This window comes from Stenotrophomonas sp. Iso1, assembly GCF_027497995.1.
Taxonomy (GTDB): Bacteria; Pseudomonadota; Gammaproteobacteria; order Xanthomonadales; family Xanthomonadaceae; genus Stenotrophomonas.
The window spans coordinates 246,549-261,960 of sequence record NZ_JAODBT010000001.1; the positions used below are offsets into that span (position 1 = coordinate 246,549).

General features: G+C 63.9%; 13 protein-coding genes. 12 read left to right on the forward strand and 1 reads right to left on the reverse strand.

What is annotated here, in order from left to right:
• Positions 1–2 precede the first annotated feature (2 nt).
• The 11 genes from PAN08_RS00860 (at position 3) to PAN08_RS00910 (ending at position 11,637) form a co-directional block, all read left to right on the forward strand.
• The gene (locus tag PAN08_RS00860; protein WP_269789669.1) at positions 3–3,167 is read left to right on the forward strand and encodes a CusA/CzcA family heavy metal efflux RND transporter; all 3,165 of its coding nucleotides are present in this window, start codon (positions 3–5) and stop codon (positions 3,165–3,167) included.
• 157 nt (positions 3,168–3,324) lie between these two features.
• Positions 3,325–3,960, forward strand: coding sequence for a cation transporter (locus PAN08_RS00865; protein WP_269789670.1), 636 nt, complete (start codon positions 3,325–3,327; stop codon positions 3,958–3,960).
• A 70-nt stretch (positions 3,961–4,030) separates the two neighbouring features.
• Positions 4,031–4,723, forward strand: a complete 693-nt coding sequence (locus PAN08_RS00870) for a hypothetical protein (RefSeq protein WP_269789671.1) — start codon at positions 4,031–4,033, stop codon at positions 4,721–4,723.
• A 212-nt stretch (positions 4,724–4,935) separates the two neighbouring features.
• Positions 4,936–5,172: a 50S ribosomal protein L28 gene (gene rpmB, locus PAN08_RS00875; protein ID WP_057505668.1), complete on the forward strand. Its 237-nt coding sequence runs from the start codon at positions 4,936–4,938 to the stop codon at positions 5,170–5,172.
• A 10-nt stretch (positions 5,173–5,182) separates the two neighbouring features.
• Positions 5,183–5,350 (forward strand): 50S ribosomal protein L33, encoded by a 168-nt coding sequence (gene rpmG, locus PAN08_RS00880; RefSeq protein ID WP_211261969.1) that lies wholly within the window; start codon positions 5,183–5,185, stop codon positions 5,348–5,350.
• Between the two features lie 155 nt (positions 5,351–5,505).
• Positions 5,506–6,885: an FAD/NAD(P)-binding protein gene (locus PAN08_RS00885; RefSeq protein WP_269789672.1), complete on the forward strand. Its 1,380-nt coding sequence runs from the start codon at positions 5,506–5,508 to the stop codon at positions 6,883–6,885.
• Positions 6,886–6,955: 70 nt separating this feature from the next.
• Positions 6,956–7,849 carry a rhombotarget lipoprotein gene (gene rhlP / locus PAN08_RS00890; RefSeq protein WP_269789673.1) on the forward strand — a complete coding sequence of 298 codons (894 nt, stop codon included), beginning with the start codon at positions 6,956–6,958 and terminating at the stop codon, positions 7,847–7,849.
• Positions 7,795–8,391 carry a rhombosortase gene (gene rrtA, locus PAN08_RS00895; protein WP_269789674.1) on the forward strand — a complete coding sequence of 199 codons (597 nt, stop codon included), beginning with the start codon at positions 7,795–7,797 and terminating at the stop codon, positions 8,389–8,391. Before rhlP ends, rrtA begins: the two co-directional genes overlap by 55 nt.
• 52 nt (positions 8,392–8,443) lie before the next feature.
• Positions 8,444–10,636: a DNA helicase II gene (gene uvrD, locus PAN08_RS00900; RefSeq protein ID WP_269789675.1), complete on the forward strand. Its 2,193-nt coding sequence runs from the start codon at positions 8,444–8,446 to the stop codon at positions 10,634–10,636.
• Positions 10,637–10,644: 8 nt separating this feature from the next.
• Entirely contained in the window at positions 10,645–10,971 is a 327-nt protein-coding gene (locus PAN08_RS00905; protein WP_269789676.1) for a low molecular weight protein tyrosine phosphatase family protein, read from the forward strand.
• 216 nt (positions 10,972–11,187) lie between these two features.
• Entirely contained in the window at positions 11,188–11,637 is a 450-nt protein-coding gene (locus tag PAN08_RS00910; protein WP_269789677.1) for a universal stress protein, read from the forward strand.
• 321 nt (positions 11,638–11,958) lie between these two features.
• Here the strand turns inward: PAN08_RS00910 and PAN08_RS00915 are convergent, their stop codons facing one another.
• Positions 11,959–12,240 carry a DUF2782 domain-containing protein gene (locus PAN08_RS00915; protein ID WP_057634733.1) on the reverse strand — a complete coding sequence of 94 codons (282 nt, stop codon included), beginning with the start codon at positions 12,238–12,240 and terminating at the stop codon, positions 11,959–11,961.
• 78 nt (positions 12,241–12,318) lie between these two features.
• Between PAN08_RS00915 and polA the strand changes: the two genes are divergently transcribed.
• Positions 12,319–15,087, forward strand: a complete 2,769-nt coding sequence (gene polA / locus PAN08_RS00920) for a DNA polymerase I (RefSeq protein WP_269789678.1) — start codon at positions 12,319–12,321, stop codon at positions 15,085–15,087.
• The last annotated feature ends 325 nt before the right edge of the window (positions 15,088–15,412 follow it).

The window sequence follows — 15,412 nt, forward strand, 5'->3', positions numbered from 1 at the left end:
TCATGCTTGAGCGCATCATTCGCGCGGCCATCGCGCATCGTTGGTTGATGATGGTGTTGACACTGGCGCTGGTGGCGTTGGGCAGCTGGAGTTTCACTCGCCTGTCCATCGATGCAACGCCTGACATCACCAACGTACAGGTGCAGATCAACACCGCCGCCGATGGCTACTCGCCGTTGGAAACCGAACAGCGCATCACCTATCCGGTGGAAACGGTGATGGCCGGTTTGCCGAAGCTCGAACAGGTACGTTCGCTGTCGCGCTACGGCTTGTCGCAGGTGACCGTGGTGTTCAAGGACGGCACGGATCTGTACTTCGCCCGTCAGCAGGTGGCCGAACGCCTGCAACAGGTGAAGTCGCAGATGCCGGAAGGGCTCGACCCGCAATTGGGGCCGATCGCCACCGGCCTGGGCGAAATCTTCATGTACACCATCGACGCCGATCCCAAGGCGCGCAAACCCGATGGCACGGCCTATACCGCCACCGATCTGCGCACGCTGCAGGACTGGGTGGTGCGGCCGCAGCTGCGCAACGTGCCCGGTGTCACCGAGGTCAACACCATTGGCGGCTACCAGCGGCAGATCCACATCACCCCGGATCCGGCCAAATTGCGCGCTCTGGGCTTCACCCTGGACGACGTGGCCGAAGCGGTGGAAGGCAACAACCAGAACGTCGGCGCCGGTTATATCGAACGCAATGGACAACAGTTCCTGGTGCGTGTGCCGGGGCAGGTGGCGGGGTTGACGGAAATTGGCAACATCGTCTTGGCGCGGCGCGAAGGTGTGCCGATCCATGTGCATGACGTTGCAGCGGTCGCCGAAGGCCCGGAACTGCGCAGCGGTGCTGCCACCCAGAACGGCCATGAAGTGGTGATGGGCACGGTGGTGATGCTGGTCGGTGCCAACAGCCGCGACGTGGCGCAGGCCGCTGCCGCCAAGCTGGAACAGGCGCAACGCAGCCTGCCTGAAGGCGTCACCGTCACCGCCAGCTATGACCGCACCGCGCTGGTGGACCGCACCATCCAGACCGTTGCCAAGAACCTGCTGGAAGGCGCGTTGCTGGTGATCGTGGTGTTGTTCCTGCTGCTGGGCAACTTCCGCGCGGCCCTGATTACCGCCGCGGTGATTCCGTTGGCCATGTTGTTCACCCTCACCGGTATGGCGCGCGGTGGTGTGTCGGCCAACCTGATGAGCCTGGGCGCGTTGGACTTTGGTCTGATCGTCGATGGCGCGGTGATCATCATCGAAAACTGCCTGCGTCGCTTCGGCGAACGCACACATGCGTTGGGTCGGGCAATGACGCGCGAGGAGCGCTTCACTGAAACCGCCAGCGCCACTGCCGAAGTAATTCGCCCCAGCCTGTTTGGCCTGGGCATCATCACCGCTGTGTACCTGCCGATCTTCGCGCTTACCGGCGTGGAAGGAAAAATGTTCCACCCGATGGCGATCACCGTGGTGCTGGCTTTGACCGGTGCGATGCTGCTTGCGTTGACGTTTGTGCCGGCCGCGATTGCATTGTTCCTCGGTGGCCGGGTGGAGGAGAAAGAGAACCGGCTGATGGCGTGGCTGCGTGCGCGCTACGAGCCATTGTTGGATCGCGTGCTGCGACACGGGCGCTGGGCCGTGGCCGCTGCAGCGCTGCTGGTGGTGGTCTGTGGTGTGCTTGCCACACGGCTGGGCAGCGAGTTCGTGCCCAACCTGGATGAAGGCGACATCGCCATGCACGCGATGCGCATCCCCGGCACCAGTCTGACCCAGTCGGTGGCGATGCAGAAGCAAGTGGAATCACGGCTGCTGCAGTTCGCCGAGGTGGACAAAGTGTTCTCCAAGATCGGCACGCCGGAGGTCGCTTCCGATCCGATGCCGCCGTCGGTGGCTGACACTTTCATCATGACGAAGCCGCGCAAACAGTGGCCTGACCCACGCAAGCCACGCGTGCAGTTGCTGGCCGAACTGGAAGCTGCGGTGGAAGAACTGCCGGGCAACAACTACGAGTTCACCCAGCCAATCCAGATGCGCATGAACGAGTTGATCTCCGGCGTGCGTGCAGACGTGGCGGTAATGCTGTTCGGCGATGACATGGAGACGTTGGCGCAGGTGGGTCAGCGCATTGCGAGCGTTGCATCGGCGGTGCCGGGAGCGGCCGACGTACGGCTGGAGGAAACCAGCGGTTTGCCGCTGTTGACCGTCACGCCGGACCGTGCCGCGCTGGCCGGTTACGGCCTCAACCCGGGGCAATTGCAGTCCACCGTTTCAACCGCCGTGGGTGGGCGTGTGGCGGGACAGCTGTTTGAAGGTGACCGACGCTTCGACATCGTCGTGCGCCTGCCGGAAGCAATCCGCCAGGACCCGGCGGCATTGGCGGACCTGCCGGTGTCGTTGGAGCCTGCATTGGCGCAGGACAGTGCCGATGAATCCAGCCGCGCGGGTGGTTGGCGCAGTGGTGATGCGCGTACCGTGCCATTGCGCGAACTGGCCCGCATCGAAAGCAGTGAAGGGCCGAACCAGATCAACCGCGACAACGGCAAGCGTCGCATCGTGGTCACGGCCAACGTGCGTGATCGTGACCTGGGTGGTTTCGTCGCCGATCTGCAACGCGCGGTGGACGAACAGGTGAAAGTGCCACCGGGTTACTGGGTGGAATATGGCGGCAGCTTCGAGCAGCTCATCTCAGCCAGCCAGCGCTTGGCGGTGGTGGTGCCGGTGACCTTGTTGTTGATCTTCGCGCTGCTGTTCTGGGCGTTTGGCTCGATGCGTGATGCGGCCATCGTGTTCAGCGGCGTGCCGTTGGCGTTGACCGGCGGCGTACTGGCGTTGGCCGCACGTGGCATTCCCTTGTCGATTTCGGCAGGCGTGGGCTTCATTGCGTTGTCCGGTGTGGCAGTGCTCAACGGATTGGTGATGATCAGTTTCGTGCGCCACCTGCGTGAGATCGGGCGGCCGTTGGATGTCGCCGTGCGCGAAGGCGCATTGGGCCGCCTGCGACCGGTGTTGATGACGGCGCTGGTGGCATCGCTGGGCTTTGTACCGATGGCGTTCAATGTCGGTGCCGGTTCGGAAGTGCAGCGGCCACTGGCGACCGTGGTGATTGGCGGCATTGTCTCCTCGACGTTGTTGACCTTGCTGCTGCTGCCGGTGCTGTACCGCTGGCTGCATCGCAAGGCTTAACAGCCAGCGAGGCCGCCGGCTGTTAGCCCCTCTCCCGCATGCGGGAGAGGGGTTGGGGTGAGGGCAAGCTTCAGCTCCGAAAATTTAGTCTTCGCACCTGCTGCACCCCACCCATTCCAGCGCGACAATACCCCGGCCAACAGAGATCGGACCCACCATGAGCGAGTGTTGCGGCTGCGGCAAAACCCTGGAAGTCGAGCGTATGCAGGCGCGGCAACGGCGTGTGCTGTACCAGGTGTTGGCGATTAATCTGGTCACGTTCGTGATGATGATGTTCGCCGCCTGGCACAGTGGCTCGGCCTCGTTGTTGTCCGGCAGCCTGGATAACCTCGGCGACGTGCTGACCTATGCACTCAGCATCGCGGTGGTGGGCGCCAGCCTTGCCGCCAAGGCACGCGTGGCGATGCTCAAAGCCTTGTTCATCCTGTGCGCGGCCATCGCCGTGGCGGTGGGCATCGGCTGGAAGCTGGCTCACCCGCATCTGCCGCTGTTCGAGAGCATGGGCGCTGCCGCGTTGCTGAATCTGGCCGCCAACCTGCTGTGCCTGCGCTTGCTCTGGCCGTACCGGCAGGGTGATATCAATCTCGCCTCGGCGTGGGCGTGCTCACTGAATGACGTATACGAGGGCGGTGCGGTGATCCTCGCCGCAGCGGCGGTCTGGGCATTCGGCGCCGGCTGGCCGGACCTGCTGATCGGCGTGGTCTTGCTGCTGTTGTTCCTGCGCTCGGCCTGGCGCGTGGCCCGTGCTGCATGGCGCGAGCTGCAGCTGAACAAGGTTGCCCACGCCTCGTAGTCGCTCATGACTTGATGCTTGCTGTCCCCAGCTTTTAGAGTTTGGAGCGGCACATTCAGGGAGAGCGGCCATGAAGGCACGGCAGGTTGTTCTGGCAGCGGGGCTGATGGCGGTGTTCAGTGGCAATGTTGCGGCCGAAGACACCGACATCTACATCGAGTTCCTGTGGTCCAAGCCATCGGCTGATTCGCTCGCCCGGCAGCAGACCCGGCAGTTCGTCACCGAGGGCGGACATGACCATCAAATCTGCGTCGCCGCCAATGCCAAACCCACCGAGGTAGGCGGGTTGCAGCTTGAGCTGCTCGACGCGCAGGGCAAGCGTGTATCGCTGCAGCAACATGCCGATTACCAAGGTACCAAGCGCTGCTATCCCGCTGATCTGGGCAAGGATGGCGCGCCGGGTGAATGGACGGTGCGCGCCGTGCTCGGCGATGGCCGTGAACACTCGGCGCAGATCCGGGTCGATCACCGCATCGAGGATTCGCCGCAGTATCGGGAGCTGTCGGCCCCTTATGTGGCCGGGCGCCCCAACTACGACGCCTCGATCCCGGCGGAGCAGTGGGTTGGCCGGTTGGTCTGGGCGATGGACGTGGACCCGCAGGGCAAGGTCACCCATGTGGACGTCGAAGTGGCCGAGGGTGTGGGTGAACGGCTGCGTGAACGGGCCATCGCCGCCGGTTACATGAGCCTGTTCCCGCCCGACCCGGCCCGCGCCACTACCCCGCTGCGCTGGCGCCGGACCCTGTCATTCGCCCCTGAATGAGCCCTCCGAGGGGCGGGATTTGCACTGAGGGCCGCTCGCTTGCATAATTGCCGGCTCGCTGTGTCCGGAAACCTCCGGATCGGTGGCCGGGAACACGTCATTCGGCCCACCCTCGACAGCGTAACCCTTTGATTCCCATGACGCGTGGCGGGTAACCGCCGGGGCCGCCGTCTTCCTGGCTAAGGAAGTCATCAACATTACCGAGGTGCGCAATGTCCCGCGTATGCCAAGTTTCCGGCAAGGGAGTGCAGACGGGTAACAACGTCTCGCACGCCAACAACAAGACCCGTCGTCGTTTCCTGCCCAACCTGCACGAGCGCCGTTTCTGGGTTGCCAGCGAGAACCGCTGGGTCAAGCTTCGTGTTTCCGCGCATGCACTGCGCACCATCGACAAGAACGGCATTGATTCCGTTCTGGCTGAGCTGCGTGCGCGCGGCGAAAAGGTCTGAGGAGTAGACAATCATGGCAGGCAAGCGCGATAAGGTCCGTATGATTTCGACCGCTGGTACCGGTCACTTCTACACGACCGACAAGAACAAGAAGAACACCCCGGGGAAGATGGAATTCTCCAAGTACGATCCGGTTGTGCGTAAGCACGTCCTCTACAAGGAAGGCAAGATCAAGTAATCCGCCTGCGGATTGTTTGGCTTACCGTGTCGCACAAAACCCGCCGAAAGGCGGGTTTTGTGTTTCAGCGGTGTGAAAAAGCAGCGGCGCATCGCCCATGAGCTCATGCGCCAGGGGCATCAGGTAATTACGTGGCATCGCCTACAATCGGGCCAATGAGCGTGATTGATAACTCCGGGCCGTGTGATGTGGCCATCATCGGCGGCGGTGCCGCCGGCGTCCTTACTGCCATTGGCGTGCTGCGCGGTGCGCAACAACCGCTGCGTGTGCTGATCCTGGAGCCGTCGCTGCCACTGGGGCGTGGCGTGGCGTATGCCACCACCTACCCCGAACACCTGCTCAACGTGCCGGCCGGCAAGATGGGCGGCTTCCCTGACAAGGTCGAGGATTTTCTCGATTACCTGCTGGAAGTGCAGGCCTTCCCGGGCGTTGATCGCGACATTCTGGCAACGCACTTCGTGCCGCGCAGTCACTTTGCCGACTACCTGCGCCTTCGTCTGCAGCAGGCGGTGGAGGCCAGCCGCGCACAATTGGAGATCCGTGCCGAGCGTGTGCAGGCATTGGACCGCGACACGGCCGGTTTCCAACTGACGCTGGCCTCTGGCCAGCCGTTGCAGGCGCGCCGCGTGGTGTTGGCCTCGGGCAATGCGCTGCGCCCGCTGCCCGCGCGCGGCGCTGGCACGCTGCCGGACGGCAAGCGTGTGGAAGCCTGGGATTTCGACGCAGTGCATGGCATCGCCGCCAATGCCGATGTGGCCATTGTCGGTTCCGGCCTGAGCATGGCCGACACCGTGGTGTCGCTGGTGGCGACCGGCCATCGCGGGCGTATCCATGTGTTGTCGCGTCATGCGCTGCTGCCGCTGCCGCATGCCAAGGGGCCGGCGGCTGACTACGACACCGAGCCGCTGTTGAAAATGGATCTGCGCCAGCGCCTGCACGCGTTGCGTCAGCACGCGGCACAGGCCGCCGAGCGTGGCATTCCGTGGCAGAACGTGATGGAGCGCATTCGTCCGATGGGGCAGACGCTGTGGCAGACGTTGAGCTTCGATGATCAGCGTCGTTTCCTGCGGCATGTGGTGCGCTATTGGGACGTGCACCGTCACCGGATTGCCGCCTCAGTGCACGCGCAGCTGATGGAACTGCAACAACAAGGGCAACTGCAGCTGCACCGTGGCCGCCTGGAAACCGCTTTTGCTGATGGCGCCTGCGTGCAACTCACCGCGTTCGACAAACGCCGTCATCCATTCCAGTTGGACGTGCAGTACGTCATCAACGCCACCGGCGTGGAGATGCGTGCGCAGGCCATGCGCAATGTGTTGCTGCAGCAGTTGCTGGGCAGTGGTATCGCACGTCCGGGCCCGCACGGCATGGGCATCGACAGCGCCGCCGATGGCAGCCTGCTCGATGCTGATGGCGTCGTTGAGCCGCGCGTGCAGGTGCTTGGCAGCCTGCGTATTGGCCGGTTGTGGGAGAGCCTGGCCATTCCCGAATTGCGTGCGCAGGCCGCGCAGGCGGCAACCGCGCTGCTGGGGTAAGGCACTCCAGCCATTGCGGCAGGGGTATGTATAGTGCCGGCATCGAGCCACACAGGGAGACAGGCGACATATGGAATTGAAGAAGCAGGTGGCGAGCAGCGCAAAACGTGCGCGTCCTGTCAGGCCCGTGGCCTGGATCGTAGCGGCTGCAGTGACGCTGCTGCTGGGCGGTTGCGCCACCTTGTTCGGGGAAGGTAGCCAGCGCCGTGGTGTTTCCAGCAGTGTGGTGGATTACTTGTATCCGACTGGCGAGACGTTCGAACCGGCCACCGAAGGTGGGGTGCCGCAGGTGCGGTTGCCGGCGCGCGTGGGCCTGGTATTCGTGCCTTCGCACAACGACCCGGTAGGCGTCAGCGCCGCTGATCGCAGCGCGTTGCTGGAGAAGGTGCGGCAGGCATTCCGTGCGCAGCCGTTCATTGAACGCATCGAAGTCATCCCGGACGGCTACCTGCGCCCCAAGGGTGGCTTTGACAACCTTGAGCAGGTCGCGCGCATGTATGGCGTGGATCTGGTCGCATTGGTGTCCTACGACCAGATCGTCCGTACCGACCAGAACGCGGCATCGCTGCTGTACTGGACGCTGGTCGGCGCCTATACCATCCACGGCAACAGCAACCAGGTCAGCACCTTTGTGGACACCTCGGTGTTCGACGTGAAGACCCGCACGCTGTTGTTCCGTGCGCCTGGCACCGACCAGCGCGACGCCGGTTCCACCGCCGTGCGCGTGGATCAAATCCAGGCGCGTCTGGCTGGTGAGAGTTTCAGCGTGGCGATGAACGCCATGACCAGTAATCTGGATAAATCCATTGCGGATTTCGCGGTGCGCGCACGCGAGGAAGGCCAAGTGAAGCTGGTGGATCGTCGTTCTGGTGGCGAGTGGCGCCGAGGTGGTGGCGGGAGTACGCAGTGGTGGGAACTGGCCTTGTTGCTGGCCGGCGCCGCGCTGCTGTTGCGTCGTCGCTGATCCTGTTGCCGGCGGTTCTGGCCAGTGCGGTAGCCCTGCGCTGGCCGGCGGCTGCGGCAGCACTTGTGCTAGACCGTGCTGCGCTGGCGCAAGGGCAATGGTGGCGGCTGTGGAGTGGCCACCTGATGCACCTGGACACGACCCATGCAGTGGTGAACCTGGCGGCGCTGGCGGTTACCGTGGCGCTGGCCTGGCGCCAGCGGATGCTCGTCAGCATTGCCGCAGCCGCGCTGATCGGCATGCCGCTGCTGTCGCTGACCTTGCTCCAGCTCGACCTCACCTTGCAGTGGTACGCCGGCCTGTCCGGGCTGCTACATGGCTTGCTGGTCATGGTGCTGCTGCGGCGTGGCGGGGTCATCGCGTGGGCGTTGCTGCTGTTGGTGGCGCTCAAACTGGCCTATGAATGGCGTTACGGCAGCCGCTGGGATGGCTTTGCCGTCGTCACTCTGGCGCACCGCCTGGGTGCTGCGTGGGGGCTGATCGGGGCCGTTGCGGCATGGGCCCCGGGCCGTGTCCGCTACGCGCGTGCGCAGCGGGGCTGAGTCTGCAGCCTGCATTCGGGGAAGGACGCGCGCGGTGTCGTAAAATGCGCGCATGGATGTCTCCCACCTTCTCGACGGGCTGAACGCAGCCCAGCGCGAGGCCGTTTCCGCGCCTCCTGGTCACCACCTGATTCTTGCCGGCGCCGGTTCCGGCAAGACGCGCGTGCTCATTCACCGTATTGCCTGGCTCAACGAAGTCTTCGAGGTGCCGACGCACGGCATTTTCGCGGTGACGTTCACCAACAAGGCGGCGGGTGAGATGCGCCACCGCATCGACGCGCAGTTGCCCAAGGGCAGCCGCGGCATGTGGATCGGCACGTTCCATGGTCTGGCACACCGCCTGCTGCGTTTGCATTGGCCCGAGGCGAAGTTGCCCGAAGCCTTCCAGGTGATGGATTCCGACGACCAGCTGCGCCTGATCAAGCGCGTGGTGCAGCAGCTGGAACTGGACGACGCCAAGTACCCGCCAAAGCAGGTGATGTGGTGGATCAATTCGCAGAAGGATGAGGGCCGCCGGCCACAGCACATCCAGCCCGAGCCGCACGACCAGTGGGGCGAAACCATGCGCCAGGCGTACATCGCCTACCAGGAGCGCTGCGACCGCGCCGGGTTGGTGGATTTCGCCGAGCTGCTGCTGCGTGCGCACGAGCTGTTGCGCGACAACCCCGGCCTGCTCGCACATTACCGTTCGCGTTTCCGCGAGATTCTGGTTGACGAATTCCAGGACACCAATGCCATCCAGTACGCCTTCGTGCGCGTGCTGGCCGGCGACAGTGGCCATGTGTTCGTGGTCGGCGACGATGACCAGGCCATCTATGGCTGGCGCGGTGCGAAGGTCGAGAACGTTCAGCGTTTCCTGAAGGATTTCCCGGGCGCGGAAACCGTGCGCCTGGAGCAGAACTACCGTTCCACCGCCAACATCCTGGGCGCGGCAAATGCGGTCATCGCGCATAACCCGGACCGCATCGGTAAAGAGCTGTGGACCGACAGTGGCGATGGCGACCCCATCGATCTGTACGCGGCCTACAACGAAATGGACGAGGCGCGTTACCTGGTGGAGCGTGCGCGCCAATGGGTGCGCGATGGCGGCAGCTACGGCGACGTCGCGGTGCTTTACCGCAGCAATGCGCAATCGCGCGCGTTCGAAGAAGTGCTACTCAGCGAACAGGTGCCGTACCGCGTATATGGCGGCATGCGCTTCTTCGAGCGTGCCGAAATCAAGGATGCGCTGGCCTACCTGCGTTTGATGACCAACCGCAACGATGACGCAGCGTTCGAGCGCGCGGTGAACACGCCGACGCGCGGCATCGGTGATCGCACGCTGGATGAAGTGCGGCGTATTGCGCGGCAGCAGGCGCTGCCATTGTGGGAGGCCGCAATGCTGGCCACGCAGGGCAACGACCTCACCTCGCGTGCCAAGAATGCGCTGGCCGGCTTCATCAATCTGGTCCAGCAGGCCACTTCCGAGACGGCTGAGATGGACCTGGCCGAGCGCATCGAGCATGTGCTCACGCGTTCGGCATTGCGTGAGCATTGGAGCAAGGAAAGCCGCAACGCGCTGGATTCGGAATCGCGTACCGACAACCTGGACGAACTGATCTCGGTGGCCTCGCGCTTCGTGCGTCGCGATGACGATATCGAAGAAGGCGCCGAGGACATGAGCGAGCTGGTGGCATTCCTGTCCTACGCCTCGCTGGAAGCCGGCGAAGGCCAGGCGCAGGCGGGCGAAGAGGGCGTGCAGTTGATGACGCTGCATTCGGCTAAGGGCCTGGAGTTTCCGCTGGTGTTCCTGGCGGGTATGGAAGAAGGGCTGTTCCCCAGCGCCCGTTCGTTGGAAGAGAGCGGACGCCTGGAAGAAGAGCGTCGCCTCGCCTACGTCGGCATTACCCGTGCGCGGCAGAAGCTGGTGCTGAGTTACGCCGAATCGCGCCGCATTCATGGGCAGGACAACTACAGCCTGCCATCGCGTTTCCTGCGCGAAATTCCGCGTGAACTGCTGCATGAAGTACGGCCCAAGGTGCAGGTCTCGCGCCCGGCATCACTGGGTGCCAGCCGCGTGATGGGCCACGCGTCCATCGAAGCGCCGCCAATCAAGCTGGGCGTGTTGGTGAACCACCCCAAGTTCGGCGAAGGCATGGTCACCGACTACGAAGGCAACGGTACGCATGCGCGCGTGCAGGTCGAGTTCGCCGATGCCGGCAGCAAGTGGCTGGTGATGGCGTATGCCAATTTGACGGTGCTGTAAGGCGCCGCATGGCCCGCAATGTCCTGTTCGTTTGCAGCCAGAACCGGCTACGCAGCCCCACGGCCGAGCAGGTGTTTGCCGATTGGCCCGGCATCGAGACCGCTTCGGCCGGACTGAAGCCGGACGCGGACAACCCAGTGACGCCAGAGCTGCTGCAATGGGCTGATCTGATCGTTGTGATGGAGCCGGTGCACAAGCGCCGGCTCGGCGAACGGTTCCGGCGCTGGCTGTCTGACAAGCGCATCGTTTGCCTGGGCATTCCCGATGACTATGACTTCATGGCGCCGGAGCTGGTGCGTCTTCTGCAGCAGAAGGTGCCGCCGCTGTTGCGGTGAGTGGGCGGATGTAAGCGCCCCTGTTTTGCAGATCAGCGATCAGCTGTGCAGCAATGCGCGGCTGATAGAGATGTTCCTGCCGGTGGAGTTCGAGTGGCAGCAGGGGTTTGGGTGAGCCGTTGAGCCGGATGCCGTTGATTTGATCCGGCTCAATGCATCGCCTCAACATCGGGTGTGCAATGGTTACTGTCACCCCCCGTAGCTAGGAGAACTGCCATGTACACGCGCATCCTGATCGCCACCGACGGTTCCGATCTCTCGGCCAAGGGCCTGCAGAAGGGGCTGGAGCTGGCAGCCCAGCTTGGCGCGCATGTCGACATCGTCACTGTGTCCGAGCCGTGGGCGGTGGGCATGTATGACGCCATGGGCTGGAGCGCCGGCTACGAAGCCAGCCCGGAGTACCAGAAGGACCGCGAGGCGGCCGCACAGAAGATCCTGCAGCCGGCCGCCGAGGCCGCGCGTGCCGCGGGCGTGAGCCAGGTGCTCACGCATCACGTACTGGACCGCTACGCCGCCGACGGCATCATCGATACCGCCACCACCTGTGGCAGCGACCTGGTGGTAATGACCTCGCATGGCCGCCGTGGCGTGACTCGCGTGCTGTTGGGCAGCCAGACCGCTGAAGTGCTGGCCCGCAGCATCGTACCGGTGCTGGTGATCCGCTGAGGCGGGAGGTTCCGGCTCTGCTTGAGCCCTTCTCCCGAGTACGGGGGAAGGGTTGAGAGGCCCTCGGAATCCGTTTAAATGGGTGAACCGCAGGCGAGCCGAATGTACGCACGCCAGGTTCCCAGAAACATCGAAAGCGCGCCCTCATCCGCCCCTTCGGGGCACCTTCTCCCGCGTGCGGGAGAAGGGGTGCGTCTGGGCCTCTTCAGCGCTGCCGAGCTTGTCGCAGCACCACTCACTCGTCGCACCCTTCGCCCTCGGCGCAAGAGAAGGGGCGCGAAGCATCAGCAGTCATCGCGAAGCATCACCCGCCATGAAGCATCACCAGCTGTAAAGCTTCCAATACACGGGCTTGGTGCCGTCGTTGTCGCTGTCCATGCGGCCGTCGCCATCGCGGTCGTACATGTAGAACGGGGCGCCGCGAGCCGGGGTCACCTTGACCATGCGCAGCTGGCCGCCGACACGGAATTCCTCGATGGTGTCGCCGTTGTCCATTGCCTTGCGGGTGACATCGGCGCCCCTGACATCTACCGGCGCTGCACCGTCACCGGTGGTGGCGCAGCCGGCCAGGGCCAGCAACGGAATAAGCAGCAACTGCTTCATGGCGGTTTTCCTTGTATCGACGTGGGTTTGATTATGCCTGTGCAGGTAGGCCGGCGGCCCGCCGCGTAGAATCGGCGCATGAGCAGATTAGTCCTGATTGACGGTTCCAGTTACCTGTACCGCGCATTCCATGCGCTCCCGCCGCTGACCAATGCCGCTGGCGAGCCAACCGGTGCGTTGTTCGGCGTGGTCAACATGCTGCGCGCCACGTTGAAGGAAAAGCCCGAGTACGTCGCCTTTGTGGTCGATGCGCCGGGCAAGACCTTCCGTGATGACCTGTACGCCGAGTACAAGGCCAACCGTCCGCCGATGCCCGATGATCTGCGCTCGCAGGTGCAGCCGATGTGCGACATCGTCCACGCATTGGGCATCGATATCCTGCGTGTGGACGGCGTGGAAGCCGACGACGTGATCGGCACGCTGGCGCTTGCCGCCGCCGCCGATGGGCTGGAAGTGACCATCTCCACCGGCGACAAGGATTTCGCCCAGCTGGTGCGTCCCGGCGTGGTCCTGGTCAATACGATGACCGGCAGCCGCACCGATTCCGATGCCGCCGTGATCGACAAGTTCGGCGTGCGCGCCGACCAGATCGTCGATTACCTGGCGCTGATGGGCGACACCGTGGACAACGTACCCGGGGTGGACAAGTGCGGCCCCAAGACTGCGGCCAAATGGCTGGCCGAATACAACGACCTGGATGGCGTCATCGCCTCCGCGCCGGCCATGAAAGGCAAGATCGGCGAGAACCTGCGCGCCGCCCTGCCGCGTCTGCCGCTCAACCGCGAATTGGTCACTATCCGCACCGACGTGGCGTTGGACCAGGGCCCGCGCGATCTGCAGCTCCGTGAGCAGGACGCTGACGCCCTGCGTGGCCTGTACGCCCGCTATGGTTTCACCCAGGCGCTGCGTGAGCTGGGCGGCGGCGCAGCGCCGACAACGGTGGATGACAGCAAGATCAGCCTGCGCGGTACCGCTGCCGGCTATGCCAAGGCTGCCGACAGCGCGCCCGCCGTCGAGACCGACCCGGCCCTGGCGGCCAAGGGCGAGTACGAAACCGTGCTCACCGACGAACAACTGCAGGCCTGGGTAAAGCGCCTGCACGACGCCGACGAATTCGCCTTCGATACCGAAACCGATGCGCTGGATGCCATGCGCGCCAACCTGGTCGGCGTGAGTTTGTCGGTCGAACCGGGCAAGGCTGCCTATATTCCGGTGGGCCACAATTATCCGGGCGCACCGGCACAGCTGCCGATGGCGCAGGTGCTGGACGCGCTGAAGCCACTGCTGGAAAACGTCGACAAAAAGAAACTCGGTCAACACGGCAAGTACGACATCCATGTGCTGCGCCGCCACGGCATCGACGTGCGTGGTTATCACGACGACACCATGCTTGAGAGCTTCGTGCTCAACTCCACCGCCACTCGCCATGACATGGATTCACTGGCGCAGCGCTACCTGGGCTACACCACGACCAAGTTCGAGGAAGTGGCCGGCAAGGGTGTCAAGCAGATTTCGTTCTCGCAGGTGGGCATCGACGAGGCGAGTGCTTACGCTGCCGAGGACGCCGACATTACCCTGCGCCTGCATCGCGTGTTGTCCGCGCAGCTGGCGGCGGAGCCGTCGCTGGAAAAGGTGTATCGCGAGATCGAAATGCCGCTGGTGCCGGTGTTGGCGCGTATCGAAGCCAATGGCGTGTCCATCGACAGTGTCGAGCTGAGGCGGCAGAGCGGCGATCTATCCGCGCGCATGCTCGCCGCGCAGCAGAAGGCCACCGAAATGGCCGGCCACACCTTCAACCTGGATTCGCCCAAACAGCTGCAAGCGGTGTTGTTCGACGAACTCGGCCTGCCGGCATTGGTGAAGACACCCAAGGGCCAGCCCAGTACCAACGAAGAAGCGCTGGAGGCCATTGCCGAGCAGCACGAGCTGCCGCGCGTGATCCTGGAATACCGCGGCCTGGCCAAGCTGCGCAGCACCTACACCGACAAGCTGCCGGAGATGGTCAACCCGGACACCGGCCGTGTGCACACCAGCTATCACCAGTCCGGTGCCGCTACCGGGCGGTTGTCCTCGTCCGATCCCAACCTGCAGAACATTCCGATCCGCACCGAGGATGGTCGCCGCATCCGCAAGGCCTTCGTGGCACCGCCGGGGCGCAGGCTGATGGCCTGCGACTACTCGCAGATCGAACTGCGGATCATGGCGCATATGTCAGAAGACCCGGGCCTGATCAGCGCCTTCGAGCAGGGCGCCGACGTGCACCGTGCCACTGCGGCGGAGGTGTTCGGGCGCACGCTGGAAGAAGTGACGCCGAACGAGCGCCGCGCTGCGAAGGCGATCAACTTCGGCCTGATGTACGGCATGAGCGCGTTTGGCCTGGCCAAGAACTTGGGCATCGACCGTGGTCAGGCGCAGGACTATGTGGCGCTGTATTTCAGCCGTTACCCGGCCGTGCGCGATTTCATGGAACGCATGCGCGTTCAGGCACGTGAAAACGGCTATGTGGAAACGCTGTTTGGCCGCCGCCTGTATCTGAACGACATTCACGCGCGTAACCAGGGCCTGCGTGCAGGCGCCGAGCGCGCGGCGATCAATGCGCCGATGCAGGGCACGGCGGCCGACATCATCAAGCGTGCAATGGTCAGCGTGGATGGCTGGCTGGCTGGACACGCCGAGCAGGCGAAAATGATCCTGCAGGTGCACGATGAATTGGTGTTTGAAGCCGATGCGGACTTCATCGACACGCTGCGTGGGGAGGTGGAGTCGCGCATGGCCGCTGCGGCGACCCTGCGTGTCCCCTTGGTGGTGGATACAGGCGTGGGTGAAAATTGGGACCAAGCGCACTGAGGAATGTGACCCGATTCACCCTGAATAGGGGTGGTCGCGTATTCATTGCCAGCGATGCTTTGCAGGGATGAATCCCTCCTTAATTCTTGGGGAAAGCAAGCGGATTCTTCACGAACCATCAATGTTGGGGGTGGTGTTATAGACCCCGACAGGCGCAATACCTGTCGCGGATCTCTCCCATCCCCTGGAGCAGATCTCGGAGCGGGGATTCCTCCCCAAAGACCCGCTCCCCGGCCCCGTCGACCCCCCCCTGGTCGGCGGGGCTTTTTATTGGGTCAAATAAAGCCGGCCGGGCCTGCGCGGCTGGTCGCCAAACCGCCGCCCG

Coding starts and splice junctions, on each gene's coding strand:
- PAN08_RS00860 (WP_269789669.1), top strand. CDS start 3: ATGCTTGAGCGCATCATTCGCGCGGCCATCGCGCATCGTTGGTTGATG.
- PAN08_RS00865 (WP_269789670.1), top strand. CDS start 3,325: ATGAGCGAGTGTTGCGGCTGCGGCAAAACCCTGGAAGTCGAGCGTATG.
- PAN08_RS00870 (WP_269789671.1), top strand. CDS start 4,031: ATGAAGGCACGGCAGGTTGTTCTGGCAGCGGGGCTGATGGCGGTGTTC.
- rpmB (WP_057505668.1), top strand. CDS start 4,936: ATGTCCCGCGTATGCCAAGTTTCCGGCAAGGGAGTGCAGACGGGTAAC.
- PAN08_RS00885 (WP_269789672.1), top strand. CDS start 5,506: ATGAGCGTGATTGATAACTCCGGGCCGTGTGATGTGGCCATCATCGGC.
- rhlP (WP_269789673.1), top strand. CDS start 6,956: ATGGAATTGAAGAAGCAGGTGGCGAGCAGCGCAAAACGTGCGCGTCCT.
- uvrD (WP_269789675.1), top strand. CDS start 8,444: ATGGATGTCTCCCACCTTCTCGACGGGCTGAACGCAGCCCAGCGCGAG.
- PAN08_RS00905 (WP_269789676.1), top strand. CDS start 10,645: ATGGCCCGCAATGTCCTGTTCGTTTGCAGCCAGAACCGGCTACGCAGC.
- PAN08_RS00910 (WP_269789677.1), top strand. CDS start 11,188: ATGTACACGCGCATCCTGATCGCCACCGACGGTTCCGATCTCTCGGCC.
- PAN08_RS00915 (WP_057634733.1), bottom strand. CDS start 12,240: ATGAAGCAGTTGCTGCTTATTCCGTTGCTGGCCCTGGCCGGCTGCGCC.
- polA (WP_269789678.1), top strand. CDS start 12,319: ATGAGCAGATTAGTCCTGATTGACGGTTCCAGTTACCTGTACCGCGCA.